This is a genomic window from Cryobacterium melibiosiphilum (genome assembly GCF_003602235.1).
In the GTDB taxonomy this organism is placed as follows: Bacteria; Actinomycetota; Actinomycetes; order Actinomycetales; family Microbacteriaceae; genus Cryobacterium; species Cryobacterium melibiosiphilum.
Map to the genome: position 1 here is coordinate 40,048 of NZ_QZVS01000094.1, position 16,331 is coordinate 56,378.

Here is a 16,331-nt window from a genome sequence, read left to right on the forward strand (position 1 = left end):
GCAATCCGGCACGGCCCTCGAGGCTGAGGAACGGGCGTGGGATGGCACGGGAAGTGGCCGGAAACTGCACACCCGCGCGCTTCTGGCGGCGTGTGGCGTCGGCCGGGGGATAGCGCAACCCTACTCCGCGCACCAGCCGCGCCACGCGTCTCCGGCTGGGCGCCCCCTGTGGTCGGGTAGACTAGCCCTTCACACCCCGACCTGACAAGCCTGGAGGCGCGCATGGCTCAATTCCTCCTGGCCTTCCTGGTTCTCTCGGTGCTGACCCCCTGGCTCACCCGGCTGCTCGGCACCCGCGTGTTCTATCTCATCGCCCTGCTGCCGGCCGGCGCTTTCGTCTACACGCTCACGCAGACCGTGACCGTGACCGCCGGCGGCGCGGTCACCCAGTTCGTACCGTGGATTCCGCAGCTCGGCATCAACTTCTCGTTCCGCGTCGACACCCTCGCCTGGCTGCTCGCGCTTGTCGTGACCGGCATCGGCGCCCTCGTGCTGGTCTATTGCGCGCGGTACTTCACCGACGATGAGCCCAGCCTCGGCCGCTTCGCCGCGGTGCTGCTCGCCTTCGCCGGCACCATGTACGGCCTCGTCACCGCCGATGACATCGTGGTGATGTTCATGTTCTGGGAGATCACGAGCGTGCTCTCCTACCTGCTGATCGGGCATTACACCAGCAAGCGGGAGAGCCGCGGCGCGGCGCTGCAGGCCCTCATCGTGACGACCTTCGGCGGCCTCGTGATGCTCGTCGGCGTCGTCATGCTGAGCGTGGGCGCGGGCACGACGAGCCTCGCCGCGATCGTCGACAACCCGGTCGCCGGCCCGATCGGCACCTGGGGCGTGCTGCTCGTGCTGGTCGGTGCGCTCTCGAAGAGCGCCCTGGTGCCCTTCCACTTCTGGCTGCCCGCCGCGATGGCGGCGCCGACCCCGGTCAGCGCCTACCTGCACGCCGCCGCCATGGTTAAAGCCGGCATCTACATCGTCGCCCGGCTCGCTCCCGGCTACGCCGACAGCGAGGGCTGGCTGCCCGTGCTCGTGACCCTCGGAACCTGGACGATGCTCGTGGGTGCCTGGCGGTCGCTGCGCCAGTACGACCTCAAGCTGCTGCTGGCCTACGGCACGGTCAGTCAGCTCGGCTTCCTGATGATCGCGGTCGGCTTCAACACCCGTGACACGGCGCTGGCCGGCGCGGCCCTGCTGCTCGCCCACGCCCTCTACAAGGCGACCCTGTTTCTCGTGGTCGGGGTCATCGACCATCGGGCCGGCACCCGCGACTGGCGCAAACTGTCGGGGGTCGGGCGCGCCACCCCCGCCCTCGCGGTCATCGCCCTGATCGCCGTCGCGTCAATGGCGGGCCTCCCGCCACTGTTCGGATTCGTCGCCAAGGAAGCGGTCTTCACATCGCTGCTCGACGCCGGGCTCAGTGGCTCCCCATGGGGGTATATCGCCCTCGCGGGAACGGCCGTGGGCTCCGTGTTGACGGTGGCGTACAGCATCCGCTTCTTCTGGGGAGCGTTCGGCACCCGCCGCGAACAGCCCGACACCGTGCTGCACGCGAGCCCCTGGGACACCCTGCTCGCGCCGGCCGTGCTCACGGTCGCGACGGTCGGGCTCGGCCTCTTCGCGTCGGCGCTCGACCCGCTGCTGGCCCCGTACGCCGACACTGTTCCGGGCGTGGGCACACTCACCGAGCCGCCGTACCACCTGGCCCTCTGGCACGGTTTCGAACCCGCGCTGTACCTCAGCATGGTCGTCATCGTGCTCGGTGCGCTGATGTTCGCCGGCCGCCGCCGCGTCAGCAGGTTCCAGGCCACGGTGCCCGACACGATCGACGCCGGCCGAGGCTACGGCAAGGCCATCCGCGGCGTGGACCGCATCGCCGCGCGGGTCACCCACTTCGCCCAGCGCGGCGGCCTGCCGCAGTACCTCGGCACGATCCTCACCGTCTTCGTGCTCGCCCTGGGCTTCGCGGCCTTCGTCAACCGCACCTGGCCCGAGGCAATCGTGCTCTACGACTACCCGGGCCAGGTGGTGATTGCCCTGATCATGGGCATCTGCGCGGTGATGGCCGCACGAGTCGGGCAGCGGATGACCGCGGTCATTCTCGCGGGCGTCACCGGCTATGGCCTCGTGGCCCTGTTCGCTTTCCACGGGGCGCCCGACCTTGCCCTCACCCAGGCGCTCGTGGAGTCGATCACCCTGGTGATCTTCGTGCTCGTGCTGCGCCGCCTGCCGGCCAACATCGCCCAGCACAACAAGCCCGTGCGCCGCAAGCGCCGCCTGCTGATCGGCGGGCTCGTCGGCCTGGTGATGGGCACGATCGGCGTGATCGCGCTCGGCGCCCGCCAGTTCGAGAGCATCGCCGGCGCCCTGCCGCGTCTCTCGGTGGAGGAAGGCCACGGCGACAACATCGTCAACGTGATGCTCGTCGACATTCGCGCCTGGGACACCATGGGCGAGGTCTCCGTGCTGATCGTCGTCGCGACCGGCGTCGCGAGCCTGCTCTTCGTCTCCGGGCGCAACTCGATCGTGCCGCGCCTGAAAGAGTCCCGCAGCCTGCGCTCGGTCGCCAACCGCCGCCGCGTGGTGCCCGACCCCGAACTCTCGAGCGAGGGCCACGCCGTCAGTCGCCAGGCGTTCTTGCTGGCCGGACGCAAGAACGCGCCGCGCAGCCGCTCGATCCTGATCGAGGTTCTCGTGCGGTTGCTGTTCCACCCCGCCATGATCGTGTCGATCTACCTGCTCTTCGCCGGCCACAACCTGCCCGGCGGCGGATTCGCCGGCGGATTGCTCGCCGGCCTCGCCCTCGTCGCCCGATACCTCGCCGGCGGACGTTACGAGCTCAGCGAGGCCGCACCGATCGACCCGGGCAAGATCCTCGGCCTCGGCGTGATCCTCGCCGTGGGCATGAGCGTCGTGTCGCTGTTCTTCGACGGAATCCCGCTCGAATCGGCGTACTTCACGGCCAGCGTTCCGGTGCTCGGTGACCTGTCCTTCGGCACCTCGACCATCTTCGACATCGGGGTCTACCTCGTCGTGATCGGCCTGACCTACGACATCCTGCGCAGCCTCGGCAGCGAGATCGACCGGCAGAGCGAGGCCGCCGAGATCGGCCCGCGGCCGGCTCCGGCAGCGGATGCCGCGGGGTCCGTTCCCAGTGCCTCCGCGGGCGAGCCGGGCACCGAGCCGGGCACCGACACCGCGGCCGGCCTGAGCATCCGCCCCCTGCACGAAACCACGGCCGACACGGCACCCAGCACCAGGAACGGAGGCACCCGATGAGCGCCTCCCTCACCCTCGTCATCGTGATGGCCGTCATGTACGCCGCCGGCGTCTACGTGATGCTCGAACGCAGCCTGACCCGGGTGCTGATCGGCTTCCTGCTGGTCGGCAACGCCACCAACCTGCTCATCTTCATCATGAGCGGCCGCCCCGGCAGCTCGCCGATCGTGACCGGCACCAGCCTCGACGACACCATGGTCGATCCGATTCCGCAGGTGCTCATGCTCACGGCGATCGTGATCAACTTCGGGATCACCGCGCTGCTGCTCGCCCTCATCTACCGCTCGTGGTGGCTCGCGCAGCTCGGCGACGAGGGCGACACCCTCACCGACGAGCACGCCGCCGAGACGACCCACGAGGTCGACGAGACCTTCCGCTCGTCCTCCGACGACGACGACGCCATCGCCGAATCCATCGACGAGTTCGAGCGAGGCGACGGCGCCCACAGCGACGAGGAAACCGCCGGCGGCAAGGCGGGCGCGGCGGCACACGCGGCGGATGCACCCCGGCACGCGCCTCCAGTCGTCGCCGCCCCGAAGCCCGCGGCCGGCGACCGCGACACCCGCCCCGCCGCCCGCCCCGACGAGGAGGGCCCCCGATGACCGCCCTCGTTCCCCTGATCGTCGCGCTGCCGCTGCTCGGCGCGGCCGTCGCCCTGATGCTCGGCCAGCGTCGCCGCCTGCAGGTCATCGTGAGTGTCGTCAGCCTCACCGCGGCAACCGTGATGAGCGCCGTACTCCTCGTGCTGGTCGACCGAAACGGCCCCGCGGTGGTGAAGGTCGGCGGCTGGGAGGCGCCGTGGGGCATCGTGCTCGTCGTCGACCGGCTCGCGGCGATCATGCTGCTGATCGCGGCCCTGATGCTGCTCGGGGTGCTGATCTTCGCCGTCGGCCAGGGCATCATCGACGGCGACACCGAAACCCCGGTCTCGATCTTCCATCCGACTTACCTCGTGCTGGCGGCGGGCCTCTTCAACGCCTTCGTCGCCGGGGACCTCTTCACGATGTACGTCGGCTTCGAAATGCTGCTGAGCGCCAGTTACGTCTTGCTGACCCTCGGCGGCACGGGAGCACGCATCCGCGTCGGCATCACCTACATCGTGGTGAGCCTGGTGTCGTCGCTGCTGTTCCTCGTGGCGATCGCCCTGATCTACGGCGCCACCGGCACGGTGACGCTCGCCCTGATCGCTGAGCGGATGCCGCAGCTCCCCGGCGACATTCAGTTGATCCTCGGCCTGTTGCTGCTGATCGCTTTCGGGGTGAAGGCCGCCGTGTTCCCGATGTCGTTCTGGCTGCCGGACTCCTACCCGACCGCCCCCGCCCCGGTCACGGCCGTGTTCGCCGGGCTGCTGACCAAGGTCGGCGTCTACGCCATCCTGCGCACGCAGACGCTGTTCTTTCCCGACAACCAGTTCTCGATGCCGCTCATGGTCGTCGCGGCGCTGACCATGATCGTCGGTATCCTCGGCGCGCTCGCCCAGGCCGACATCAAACGGCTGCTGTCGTTCACCCTGGTCAGCCACATCGGCTACATGCTCTTCGGGATTGCGATCGGCACCCCGCTCGCAATCGCCGCGACCATCTTCTACGTCGTGCACCACATCACCGTGCAGACCACGCTGTTCCTCGCGGCGGGGCTCATCGACCGGGTCGGCGGCACGACCTCGCTGTCGCGGCTCGGGGGCCTGCTGAAATCGGCTCCGCTGGTGGCGATTCTGTTCTTCCTCGGTGCCTTGAACCTCGGCGGCATCCCGCCGTTCTCCGGCTTCCTCGGCAAGATCGCGCTCTTCCAGGCCGGCACCATCCTCGGCGACCCGATCATCTACGTGCTGATGGCCGCGGGCGCGCTCACCTCCCTGCTCACCCTGTATGCGCTGGCCCGGGCGTGGAACATGGCGTTCTGGCGGCCGAAAAAGGAGGTCGCCGACTTCACCTCGACCATGTCGGCGTCCCTGCTCGAAGACCCGCAAGACGAGGGGACCGTGCTGAAAAAGACGATCTCCCCGCTGATGATCGGTGCGACCACGTCGATGCTCGTGCTGACCCTGGGGCTCTCGGTGTTCGCCGGCCCAATCTTCGAGCTGACGGCGCGAGCCGCCGCAAACATCAGCTCGCCCTCGACGTACATCGACGCCGTGTTCCCAAACGGCACCGGTTTTATCGCCGAGACCAACGTGGGCACGAGCTTCGAGGGGGGCACCGAGTGACCACCCCGCGCGAACGCCTCGCCGCGGTCGGCAACCAGCTCCCGCCGCTGATCGCGCTGGTCGTGCTCTGGATGCTGCTCTGGGGCGAATTCTCCTGGCTGAATCTGCTGGTCGGCCTCGGCGTGGGCCTGATCGTGACCGTCGTCTTCTACCTGGTGCCGGTGCAGCTGAGCGGTCGGCTGCATCCGTGGCACACGCTGGTGTTCCTGCTGCGGCTGGTCGGGGACATCGTTCGCGCCTCGGTCGAGGTGGCGTGGCTCGCGGTCAAGCCGCGACTGGTTACGAGCAACGCGATCCTCGCGATCGAGCTGCGCACCCGCAGTGACTTGATTCTCACGTGGACGGCCGTGGCGACGTCGATCGTGCCTGGCTCCATCGTCGTCGACGTCGACCGGGAGTCGTCGACGCTGTTCCTGCACGTGCTCAACATGCACAGCGCCCGCGACATTGAACGCTTCCGCCGGAAGGTGTTGGACACCGAACGACGCATCGTGCGCGGCTTCGGATCCCACGAAGATGTCGAGCGGATGCGCGGGGTGCTGCCCGCCGATCGTCTCGCCACCCGCCGCGCGGCCCGCGCAAACAGGCCTCTGAAGAAGGGACTCTCATGATGCTGCAGATTGTGGCGGTGATCGCCTCGGTGATGTTCGCGATCGGCGCGCTCTGCGCCGTGTACCGCATCGTGGTCGGCCCGAGCGTGCTCGATCGGGTCATCGCCTCCGACGTGCTCGTCGCGACGATCATCTGCGCCCTCGGCGCCGAAATGGCCCTCAATCGGCACACCGACACCCTCCCGGTGCTGCTCGTGCTGGCCCTGTTCGCGGTGCTCGGATCGCTCAGCGTGGCCCGGTTCCTGCCGTCCCGGGACAGCGCATGAACATGCTGACGCACGACATCGTCACGGCGGTCCTGGTGCTCGCCGGGGCCGCAATGTGCCTCGCGGCCGGGGTCGGGCTCATCCGCTTTCCCGATGTGCTCTCACGTCTGCACGCCGCGACGAAGCCGCAGATCTTCGGCCTGATGGCGGTGACGGCGGATGTCGCCATCAACAACTTCACGGTCGGTACCGTCACCCTCGTGGTCGCGATCGTGGTGTTCCAGGCGCTGACCGCACCGATGGCCGCGCACCTCGTGGGCCGCGCCGCGTACGACACCGAGCACCTGCACCCCGAGCTGCTGATCGTCGACGAGCTGCGCGACCGCCGCGCGCCCTGACCTGCGACCCGCCGCGCCTCCCGGCACTCGTTGTGCGACGCGGCACGCGTTGTAATAAGTGCCCGCTTGCCTAACGAGTGCCGCGAGAACCGTCATCCGCTCTCGGGCGACGCTGAAACCTACCGGGAGGGGCCTAGGCCGGCGGGGTTGAAGCCCGCGGGCAGTTCGAACGGGTCCAGCACCCGGGCGGACCGGTCGGACCGGGCGACCAGCGCCGCGAGCTCGCCGGCCGCGCGTTCGATGCGGGCGGGAAGCGTGGCCACACGGGCGTCGCCGCTGCCCCAGTCCTCCGACGCGGCGAACACCGACGTCGGCACGACCACGGCGTGCAGGTAGGTGAACATCGGGCGCAGCGCGAAGTCGAGGGCCAGCGAGTGCCGTGCCGTTCCGGCCGTCGCGCCGATCAGCACCGGCTGGTCGGTTAGCGAGCGGTTGTCGATCACATCGAAGAACGACTTGAACAGGCCGCTATAGCTGGTGGTGAAGATCGGCGTGACCGCGATCAGGCCGTCGGCCGCGGTGACGGCGTCGATCATCGTCTCAAGCCGTGGGCTGGCGAATCCGGTGAGCATGTTGTTCATCACGTCCTGCGCGTAGTCACGCAGTTCGTAGGTCACCACCCGGGTCTCGATGTTCTCGTCGACCAGCCGGGCCACGGTCGCGGCGGCGAGCTTGTCGGCGAGCAGTCGGGTCGATGACGGCTGGCTGAGGCCCGCCGAGACGACGGCGAGGGTGCGCTGCTTCCCTTTCGGTGCGGTCATCTCAGGAACCGTTCCCCGCGGAGCGGGACAGTCCGAATGCCGAACCGGCGCGGGGTGGAGAGATCGCCGCGGCGGTGTCGAGGTCGTGGTGCACCTCGGCCCCAGTGGTCGCCGGGGCCGGGGCCGATGCCGCGACCCGCGCGAGGCGCAGGGATTCGTGAGTGGGGGCATCCGGTACCGTGGCCGGGCGGTTCTTCGCGAACTCGCGGCGCAGCACCGGCACGACCTCTTCGCCGAGCAGGTCGAGTTGCTCGAGCACGGTCTTCAGCGGGAGGCCGGCGTGGTCCATCAGCCAGAGCTGGCGCTGGTAGTCACCCACGTAGTCCCTGAACCCCAGGGTGCGGTCGATGACCTCCTGCGGGCTGCCCACGGTAAGGGGGGTCTGCGAGGTGAAGTCCTCCATGCTCGGGCCGTTGCCGTAGACCGGGGCGTTGTCGAAGTAGGGGCGAAAGTCGCGCTTGGCGTCCTGCGAGTTCTTGCTCATGAAGACCTGGCCGCCGAGCCCGACGATGGCCTGCGCGGCGGTGCCGTGGCCGTAGTGTTCGAAGCGCTGGCGGTAATACCCCACCATCTTCGCGGTGTGCGAGGCGGGCCAGAAGATGTGGTTGGAGAAGAATCCGTCGCCGTAGTACGCGGCCTGTTCGGCGATTTCCGGGCTGCGGATGCTGCCGTGCCACACGAACGGCGGCACCCCGTCGAGGGGCCGCGGGGTGGACTGGAAACCCTGCAGCGGGGTGCGGAACTGGCCCTCCCAGTCGACGTAGTCTTCGCGCCAGAGCCGGCGCAGCAGGGCGTAGTTTTCCAGCGCGAGCGGGATGCCCTCGCGGATGTCCTTGCCGAACCACGGGTAGACCGGGCCGGTGTTGCCGCGGCCGAGGGTGAGGTCGACCCGGCCGTCGGACACGTGCTGCAGGGTGGCGAAGTCCTCGGCGATCTTGACCGGGTCGCTCGTCGTGATCAGGGTCGTGGCGGTCGAGAGGATGATGCGCTCGGTTTTCGCGGCGATGTAGCCCAGCAGGGTGGTCGGCGACGACGGCACGAACGGCGGGTTGTGGTGCTCGCCGGTGGCGAAGACGTCGAGGCCCACCTCTTCGACCTTCTGCGCGATGGTCAGCATGGCCTTGATGCGGGCGTTTTCGGTGGGGGTGTCGCCGGTGGTCGGATCGGTGGTGATGTCTCCGACCGTAAAGATTCCGAACTGCATGCCATCCTCCAAGTTTCAATGCGTGTGCATGTATATCGAGGGTAACGGAGTTATGCCCGAGCCTATTCCCGGTTGGCGGCTGGTATGCTGGCCACGTCGCAACTGGCGTAGCACGAAGATGGGTCACCATCGGGGAGCGACTGACACGGTTAGTGGCCGCACGCCTGGGCCGCAAACATCCACTTTTTAAGGAGAACTCCGTGCCTGATTCCGCCATCGCCCTCAAATCCACCTTCAACGAACCCCTCGAGGTCGTCGACCCGGAGATCGCCGCCGTCCTCGAGCAGGAGCTCGGACGCCAGCGCGATTACCTCGAAATGATCGCCAGCGAGAACTTCGTTCCGCGCGCCATCCTGCAGTCGCAGGGCTCCGTGCTCACCAACAAGTACGCCGAGGGTTACCCGGGCCGCCGCTACTACGGCGGCTGCGAGTACGTCGACGTGGCCGAGCAGCTCGCCATCGACCGCGCCAAGAGCCTCTTCGGTGCCGCGTACGCGAACGTACAGCCGCACTCCGGCGCCACCGCGAACGCCGCTGTGCTCTCCGCCATCGCCACCCCCGGCGACACCATTCTCGGCCTCGAGCTGGCCCACGGCGGCCACCTCACCCACGGCATGAAGCTCAACTTCTCCGGCAAGCTCTACAACCCGGTCGCCTACGGCGTTGACCCGGAGACCTTCCGCGTCGACATGGACTCCGTGCGCGACGCCGCGATCGCCCACAAGCCCAAGGTGATCATCGCCGGCTGGTCGGCCTACCCGCGTCACCTCGACTTCGAGGCCTTCCGGGCGATCGCCGATGAGGTCGGCGCCCTGCTCTGGGTAGACATGGCCCACTTCGCCGGACTCGTCGCCGCCGGCCTGCACCCCTCGCCCGTGCCCTACGCCGACGTTGTGTCGAGCACCGTGCACAAGACCCTCGCCGGCCCGCGCTCGGGCTTCATCCTCTCGCGCGACATGGCGCTGGCCAAGAAGCTCAACTCGAACGTGTTCCCCGGCCAGCAGGGCGGACCGCTCATGCACGTGATCGCCGCCAAGGCCACGGCGTTCAAGCTCGCCGCCGAGCCCGAGTTCAAGGAACGCCAGGAGCGCACCCTGCGCGGTGCCAGCATCCTCGCCGACCGCCTCACGGCCGACGACTCGAAGGCGCACGGTATCGACGTGCTCACCGGCGGCACCGACGTGCACCTCGTGCTCGCCGACCTGCGCCACTCCGAGATCAACGGCCAGCAGGCCGAAGATGCCCTCCACGAGGTCGGCATCACCGTGAACCGCAACTCGGTTCCGTTCGACCCGCGCCCGCCGATGGTCACCTCCGGCCTCCGCATCGGAACGCCCGCCCTGGCCACCCGCGGCTTCGGCGACGCCGAGTTCACCGAGGTCTCCGACGTCATCGCCGAGGCCCTCAAGCCCGGCGCCGACGTCGCCGCCCTGCGCGCCCGCGTCGGCGTGCTCACCCAGGCCTTCCCGCTCTACAGCGGCCTGCAGCAGTAGCCCGACGGCCGGGGCCGCCGGGTCGACTCGGCCCGCGCATCCGCCTCGGCCCCGTACCGTTCGACGGAGATTGCCGTGCAAACACCGGTCTAGCGGATGTTTCCGCTTGCTTTACCGGTCAATCTCCGTCGAATGGTACGCGCGCACCTGACAGTCGCGCCCGAACTTCAGCTTTTGATCCACGCAGATAGGAACCACCCATGACGGCCATCACCCTCGACGGCGTCGCCACCGCGACCGCCCTCAAGCAAGAACTGCGCGACCGCGTCGTCGCGCTGCGGGCCCAGGGCGTCGTGCCCGGGCTCGCCACCCTGCTCGTCGGTGACGACCCGGGATCGCGCCTCTATGTCGCCGGCAAGCACAAGGACTGCGCCGAGGTCGGCATCGAGAGCCTGCGCATCGACCTGCCCGGATCGGCGACGAGCGCCGACGTGCGCGCCGCGATCAAGGACCTCAACTCGAGCCGCGAGGTCACCGGCTACATCATCCAGCTGCCGCTGCCGGTGGGCCACAACGAGAACGCGATGCTCGAGCTCATCGATCCGGCGAAAGACGCCGACGGCCTGCACCCGACCAACCTCGGTCGCCTGGTGCTCGGCATCGAGGGCAACCTGCGGTCGCCGCTGCCCTGCACGCCGGCCGGAATCGTCGAGCTGCTGCGTCGCTACGACGTGCCGATCGTCGGCCAGAAGGTCGTCGTCGTCGGCCGTGGCCTCACGGTCGGGCGCCCGCTCGGCCTGCTCTTCACCCGCAAGGGCCTCGACGCGACCGTCACGCTGACGCACTCCCGCACCGTGGACCTCGCAGGCGAGGTGCGCCGCGCCGATATTGTCGTGGCCGCCGTCGGCGTGCCGCACCTCATCGAAGCCGACTGGGTCAAGCCCGGCGCGGCCGTGCTCGACGTGGGCATCACCCGCGTCGCCGGTGTTGACGGCGGCAAGAGCCGGCTGCTCGGCGATGTGCACCCCGATGTCGCCTCGGTCGCCGGCTACCTGTCGCCGAACCCGCGCGGCGTGGGTCCGATGACCCGTGCGATGCTCGTCAGCAACGTGGTCAAGGCCGCCGAGCAGTCCCTGACCGCGTAGCCGCCCTGCGGGGCCGCGACGGAGCATCCGTCGGCGGCGCGGCTCAGGCCTGGGCGGCCTCGTGGGCGGCCGTGTGCCCGAGGTAATTCTCGGCGTTGTGACGGATGCCGGCGATCTCGTCGTCGCTGAGCTCGCGGCGCACCTTGGCCGGCACCCCGGCGACCAGTGACCCGGGCGGCACGATCGTGCCCTCGAGCACCACGGCTCCGGCCGCGACGAGGGATCCGGTGCCGATGACGGCGCCGTTCATGATGGTCGAGGCCATGCCGACGAGCACGTTGTCCTCGATCGTGCAGCCGTGCAGCACCGCGCCGTGGCCGACCGAGACGCCCTCGCCGAGGGTCAGCGGGTAGCCGTGGTCGACGTGGCAGCTCACGTTGTCCTGCAGGTTTGAGCGCGCGCCGATCGTAATCGGCTCGTTTTCGGAGCGCAGCACGGTGTTGTACCAGACGCTGGCCTGGTCGTGCAGGGTCACGTTGCCGACGAGCACGGCGCCGGGCGCCACGAACGCGGTTGCAGCGATGCTCGGGGCGGGCAGGTCGGGGAGGGTCAGAATGCGGGCTGCGGCGTCTACGGTCATGGCGCCAGCCTACTGGGCAGGCTGCGGGGTGCTCTGCGGGGAGGCGCTCGCCTCGGCGACCGCGACCAGCTCGGCGAGCACCCGCCGCACCGAGGCTCGAGCGAGGGCCTCCGGGCGGCTGAGCACGTCGATCTGCCGGGCCACCGGCACGTCGCGAAACGGCACCAGCACCACGCCCGATCCCGGCCGCGGCGCCATCGTGTACCGCGGCAGCAGGGCGATCGCCGCCCCGGTCGCCACGACGGATGCCGCCACAAAGAACTCATTGATGCGGTGCGCGACCCGCAACGGCTGGCCGGCGGCCACCGCGACCACGTTCACCGCCTCCGCGAGCGGATACCCGGGATGCCCGGTGATCCAGGATTCGCCCCGCACATCGTCGATCGAGACGCTGGCCTGCCCGGCGAGGCGGTGCCCGGCCGGAACCGCGACATCCAGCGGCTCGCGCAACAGGGGAGTGACGCTCACGCCGGCCGGCCAGGACTGCTCGTGCGGCACCCGGTGTGCGATCACCAGGTCGAAGTCGGCAACGAGCGCCGGAAAGCGTTCCCGTGCGACATCTTCGTCGCCGCATTCCACGCTCGGCCCGTCGAGCTCGCCCAGCCGCGCGATCAGTGGTCCGAACCAGGCGAGTCCGGCGCTGTGGAAGGCGCTCAGCGACACCGGCAGGGCGGGATCGGCCTGGAACCGTGCCACGGCCTCGTCGGCCCGGGCCATCGCGGTCGATACCTCGGCGGCGGCCGCCGCCAGGGCCACCCCGGCGGGCGTCAGCGCGAGGCGGCGACCGCGCTTCTCGGTCAGTGCTGCGCCCGCCCGACGCTCGAGCGCGCTGAGCTGCTGCGACACCGCCGACGACGATACGTGCAGCGCCCGGGCCACGGCGGCCACGCTTCCCCGTTCGCCGAGTTCGCGCAGCACGGCCAGGTGACGAAGTTCCATAAGGTAAAGCTAAAGCATCCGTTCACAAAGTGGTATCTAGACTTAACGGATGCCGACGGTCACGCTTGCCCCATGACCACCACCACGCGCCCGCCCCTGTCACCGCTGCCCCCGCTGCTGCGGCGCTACCGGGTCGACCTCGTGCTGCTGCTCGTCGCCGTGGTCTGGGGCGGAAGCTACCTCAGCGCGAAGGTGCTCACCGAGCAGGCGAGCGTCACGGCCGTGCTCGCGCTGCGGTTTCTGGTCGCCGCCGCCCTGCTCGTGATCGTCTGGCTGGTGCGCCGCGAACGGATGCCGTCCCGCCGCGCCGTCGGGGTCGGCCTGCTGCTCGGCGCGACGCAGGCGAGCATCCTCTGGCTGGAAACGCAGGGTGTGGCCTTCACCTCGGCCACGAACGCCGGCCTCATCATCAGCCTCACGATCATCCTCACGCCGGTGCTCGAGTCGGTCGCCGGCCGGCGCTGGCTGCCGCGGCCGTTCTTCGTCGCCGCGGTGCTCGCGGTGGTGGGGGTGGCGCTACTCGTGTCGGGCAACGGTTTCGCCCAGCCGAACGTCGGTGACCTGCTCATCCTCGCCGCCGCGCTCGTGCGCGCGCTGCACGTCACCATGCTCGGCCACCTCACCCGCGCGCGCAGCGACAGCACGATCACCCTCACCCTGTTGCAGGCCCTCGTCGGCGCCGTCGTCTTCACGGCCTTGGACGTGCCGGGGCTCGTTGCTGCCGTCACAACCTTCGATCTCGCAGCGTGGATCGGCGTGCTCTACCTCGGCCTGGCCTGCAGCGTCTTCGCGTTCCTCGCGCAGCTGTGGGCGATCCGGCGCACCTCCGCGGCCCGGGCGAGCCTGCTAATGGGCACCGAGCCGATCTGGGCGGTGCTGGTGGGGGTGTCGCTCGGCAGCGAGACCCTCGGCCTCGTCGGCGCGGTCGGCGCGGCCCTGATCATCGCGGGGACGTTCTGGGGCCAGCGCATTGAGGCCGGCCACCGGCTCCGGTCGCGTTAGGCCGGCTGCCCGGTGCGGCGACGGATGCCCCGGCTCAGGTTGGATTCGCGGGCTTCGTATCGAAACTGCGCCCGCGCATCTAACCTGAGCCGCGGGTGGCCGCCCCGCGGCATCCGTCGCCGCGTGTGCCTTGCGACCCGGTTACCGTTCTCGGGCGGCGCCGTCCGCGGCGTGCACCACGAAGGTGTCGGGCGTGGCGTAGCCGTCGAGCGCGAACGCGGCCTGCACGGCGACCTGCACCGCGGGCACCAGGTCGCGCGGCACGAGGGCGATGGCCGACCCGCCGAAGCCGCCCCCGGTCATCCGCGCTCCGATCGCACCGGCGCCGCGGGCGGCGCGCACCGCGAGGTCGAGCTGCGGCACCGAGATCTCGAAGTCGTCGCGCATCGAGACGTGGGAGGCGTCGAGCAGCGCGCCGATCGAACTCGGGCCGAACAGGCGCAGGGCCTTCACGGTGTCGAGCACCCGCTGGTTTTCGGTGACGATGTGGCGCACCCGGCGGAACGTCTCGTCGTCGAGGGTTTCGGCGGCGCGCGGCAGGTCGTCGACGCTCAGCTCGCGCAGGCTCGGCACCCCCATCAGCCGGGCGCCGGTCTCGCACGAGGTGCGCCGCGCCGCATACCCACCGGTCGCGTGGGCATGGCTGACCTTGGTGTCGATGATCAGCAGCTCGAGGCCGGCCGGGTCGAAGCCGAGCGGAACGACGTCGGCTTCGAGGCTGCGGCAGTCGAGGAACACGGCGGAGTCGGCCTGGCCGAGCAGGCTCGCCGACTGGTCCATGATGCCCGTCGGTGCGCCGACCGCTCGGTTCTCGGCGAGCTGGCCGACCTTGGCCAGGGTGGCCCGGTCGAGGCCGAGCGCCCACACATCATTCAGCGCCATCGCCACCGCGCTCTCGATCGCCGCCGACGACGACAGGCCGGCCCCGATCGGCACGTCGGAATCGATGTACGCCTCGAAGCCGCTGACCGCGTCAAGGTCGGCGCCGAACTGGCCCAGCGCCCACGCGACGCCGAGCGGATACGCCGACCAGCCCGTGAAATTCTCGGGAAACAGCTGGTCGAGCGAGAGTTCGACGGCCTCACCGCCGAAGGAACTGGCCACGCGCACCGTGCGGTCGGTGCGCGGCGACAGGGCCACGACCGTGCGGCGGTCGATCGCGAACGGCAGCACGAAGCCGTTGTTGTAGTCGGTGTGCTCGCCGATCAGGTTGACCCGCCCGGGCGCCGACCAGATGCCGGCCGGGGCATGGTTGAAGCGGCTCTCGAAGCCGGCCTGCACGGCGCTGAGCGCGGCCTGGTGTAGCGGGCTCATCGGCGGGTCTCGGCGTCGAGCTCGTCGCTCGCGCTGTCATCCGTGGCCTCGGCGGCGTCAGACGTGCGTGCGGCGGGTGACGCGGCATCCGCTTCCTGGGCACGGGCGATGGCAGCCCGAATCGCGTCTGCCGCCTGCTCGGGCGCGACATCGCCGATCCAGGCGCCCATCGCGGCCTCCGACCCGGCGAGAAACTTCAGCTTGTCGGCCGAGCGCTGCGGGCTCGTCACCTGCAGCATCAGACGGATGTCCGCGCGCCCCACCCGTACCGGCGCCTGGTGCCAGGCGGCGATGTAGGGCGTGGGTTCGGGGTAGAGCGCATCGATGCCGCGCAGCAGTCGGCGGTAGAGCACGGCGAGCTCGTCGCGTTCGGCGAGCGTCGTGGCGGCCAGGTCGGGCAGCTGACGATTCGGCAGCATGTGCACCTCCACGGGCCAGCGTGCCGCGAACGGCACGAAGGCGGTCCAGTGCTCGCCGCGCAGCACGACCCGAGGCCCGGCGAGTTCGCTGGCGAGAATGTCGGCGAAGAGGGTGGGGCCGTAGGCGGCGACGGAGGCCAGCACCCGCTGGGTGCGCGGCGTCACGTAGGGATAGGCGTAGATCTGGCCGTGTGGATGCCGCAGGGTGACGCCGATCGCCTCGCCTTTATTCTCAAAGGGGAATACCTGCTCGATGCCGGGCATGCCGGCGAGTGCATGTGTGCGCTCGGCCCACGCTTCGATCACCGTGCGGGCGCGCACCACGGTCTGCGTGGCGAAGGAGCCCTCATTGTCGGGGCTGAAGCAGACGACCTCGCAGCGGCCGACACTCGTGCGGGTGCGTTCCAGGCCGATCTTGTCGAGCTCGGCGAGGTTCGCCGGAGCGTTCTCGTCGGTCAGCAGCGGCCCGAACGACGGCGTCTTGTTCTCGAACACGGCGACGTCATAGTTGCTCGGCACTTCGGAGGGATTGCCGGGGGTCGACGGCGCGAGCGGATCCTGGGAGGCCGGTGGCAGGAACACCCGGTTCTGCCGGGCCTCGGCGATCGACACCCAGTCGCCGGTCAGCACGTCCTGGCGCATGCGCGCTGTTGCGGGGCGGGGCCCCAGGTCGCGCTGGTCGGGCGCCCGGTCGAGGCTGAGGCTCGTGCCCGGGTCGTCGAAGTAGAAGAGGTCCCGGCCGTCGGCGAGGGTGTGGGCCTGGCGCGCGATGGTGGCATCGGTGAGAAAGGTGGCGGGGGCGGCAGCAGTGTCGGTCATGGCGCTCCCAGAGTA

The 16,331-nt window shown here is 69.7% G+C and carries 15 protein-coding genes and 1 riboswitch; of the genes, 9 read left to right on the top strand and 6 right to left on the bottom strand.

The genetic code is table 11. The features are described 5' to 3' along the window. Positions 1-222 precede the first annotated feature (222 nt). The 6 genes from D6T64_RS17745 to mnhG are packed head-to-tail and all read left to right on the top strand — an operon-like array spanning position 223 to position 6,700. The gene (locus tag D6T64_RS17745) at positions 223-3,279 is read left to right on the top strand and encodes a Na+/H+ antiporter subunit A (RefSeq protein WP_119976016.1); all 3,057 of its coding nucleotides are present in this window, start codon (positions 223-225) and stop codon (positions 3,277-3,279) included. Beyond that, positions 3,276-3,881 (top strand): sodium:proton antiporter, encoded by a 606-nt coding sequence (locus D6T64_RS17750; RefSeq protein ID WP_119976017.1) that lies wholly within the window; start codon positions 3,276-3,278, stop codon positions 3,879-3,881. The genes D6T64_RS17745 and D6T64_RS17750 overlap by 4 nt, the downstream gene beginning before the upstream one ends. Further along, positions 3,878-5,485: a Na+/H+ antiporter subunit D gene (locus tag D6T64_RS17755; RefSeq protein WP_119976018.1), complete on the top strand. Its 1,608-nt coding sequence runs from the start codon at positions 3,878-3,880 to the stop codon at positions 5,483-5,485. Before D6T64_RS17750 ends, D6T64_RS17755 begins: the two co-directional genes overlap by 4 nt. Continuing rightward, complete coding sequence (locus D6T64_RS17760; protein ID WP_119976019.1) at positions 5,482-6,096, top strand: Na+/H+ antiporter subunit E; 615 nt, start codon at positions 5,482-5,484, stop codon at positions 6,094-6,096. The genes D6T64_RS17755 and D6T64_RS17760 overlap by 4 nt, the downstream gene beginning before the upstream one ends. Beyond that, entirely contained in the window at positions 6,093-6,362 is a 270-nt protein-coding gene (locus D6T64_RS17765; protein WP_325049811.1) for a monovalent cation/H+ antiporter complex subunit F, read from the top strand. The genes D6T64_RS17760 and D6T64_RS17765 overlap by 4 nt, the downstream gene beginning before the upstream one ends. After that, positions 6,359-6,700, top strand: a complete 342-nt coding sequence (mnhG, locus tag D6T64_RS17770; protein WP_119976020.1) for a monovalent cation/H(+) antiporter subunit G — start codon at positions 6,359-6,361, stop codon at positions 6,698-6,700. Before D6T64_RS17765 ends, mnhG begins: the two co-directional genes overlap by 4 nt. Positions 6,701-6,819: 119 nt before the next feature. Here the strand turns inward: mnhG and D6T64_RS17775 are convergent, their stop codons facing one another. Further along, on the bottom strand, positions 6,820-7,461 hold the full coding sequence (locus tag D6T64_RS17775) for an FMN reductase (RefSeq protein WP_119976021.1): 642 nt from the start codon (positions 7,459-7,461) through the stop codon (positions 6,820-6,822). A gap of 1 nt (position 7,462) precedes the next feature. Beyond that, a complete protein-coding gene (locus D6T64_RS17780) occupies positions 7,463-8,665 on the bottom strand; it encodes an LLM class flavin-dependent oxidoreductase (RefSeq protein ID WP_119976022.1) in 1,203 nt (400 codons plus the stop codon). Between the two features lie 88 nt (positions 8,666-8,753). Further along, positions 8,754-8,842, top strand: a riboswitch (ZMP/ZTP riboswitch). 23 nt (positions 8,843-8,865) lie between these two features. On the opposite strand from D6T64_RS17780, the gene glyA reads away from it, so the two are divergent. Together glyA and D6T64_RS17790 are read left to right on the top strand one after the other, a co-directional pair. After that, a complete protein-coding gene (glyA, locus tag D6T64_RS17785; protein WP_377010088.1) occupies positions 8,866-10,158 on the top strand; it encodes a serine hydroxymethyltransferase in 1,293 nt (430 codons plus the stop codon). A 200-nt stretch (positions 10,159-10,358) separates the two neighbouring features. After that, positions 10,359-11,243: a bifunctional methylenetetrahydrofolate dehydrogenase/methenyltetrahydrofolate cyclohydrolase gene (locus D6T64_RS17790; protein WP_119976023.1), complete on the top strand. Its 885-nt coding sequence runs from the start codon at positions 10,359-10,361 to the stop codon at positions 11,241-11,243. 43 nt (positions 11,244-11,286) lie between these two features. Here D6T64_RS17790 and D6T64_RS17795 read toward each other — a convergent pair whose 3' ends face one another. Continuing rightward, entirely contained in the window at positions 11,287-11,823 is a 537-nt protein-coding gene (locus tag D6T64_RS17795; protein WP_119976024.1) for a gamma carbonic anhydrase family protein, read from the bottom strand. Positions 11,824-11,832: 9 nt separating this feature from the next. After that, complete coding sequence (locus D6T64_RS17800; protein ID WP_119976025.1) at positions 11,833-12,762, bottom strand: LysR family transcriptional regulator; 930 nt, start codon at positions 12,760-12,762, stop codon at positions 11,833-11,835. Between the two features lie 72 nt (positions 12,763-12,834). On the opposite strand from D6T64_RS17800, the gene D6T64_RS17805 reads away from it, so the two are divergent. Next, positions 12,835-13,764 (top strand): DMT family transporter, encoded by a 930-nt coding sequence (locus D6T64_RS17805; RefSeq protein ID WP_119976026.1) that lies wholly within the window; start codon positions 12,835-12,837, stop codon positions 13,762-13,764. A gap of 141 nt (positions 13,765-13,905) precedes the next feature. Here D6T64_RS17805 and galK read toward each other — a convergent pair whose 3' ends face one another. Both galK and galT read right to left on the bottom strand, forming a co-directional pair. After that, positions 13,906-15,078 carry a galactokinase gene (galK, locus tag D6T64_RS17810; protein WP_119976027.1) on the bottom strand — a complete coding sequence of 391 codons (1,173 nt, stop codon included), beginning with the start codon at positions 15,076-15,078 and terminating at the stop codon, positions 13,906-13,908. Next, positions 15,075-16,316, bottom strand: coding sequence for a galactose-1-phosphate uridylyltransferase (galT, locus tag D6T64_RS17815; RefSeq protein WP_119976028.1), 1,242 nt, complete (start codon positions 16,314-16,316; stop codon positions 15,075-15,077). The genes galK and galT overlap by 4 nt, the downstream gene beginning before the upstream one ends. Between the last annotated feature and the right edge of the window lie 15 nt (positions 16,317-16,331).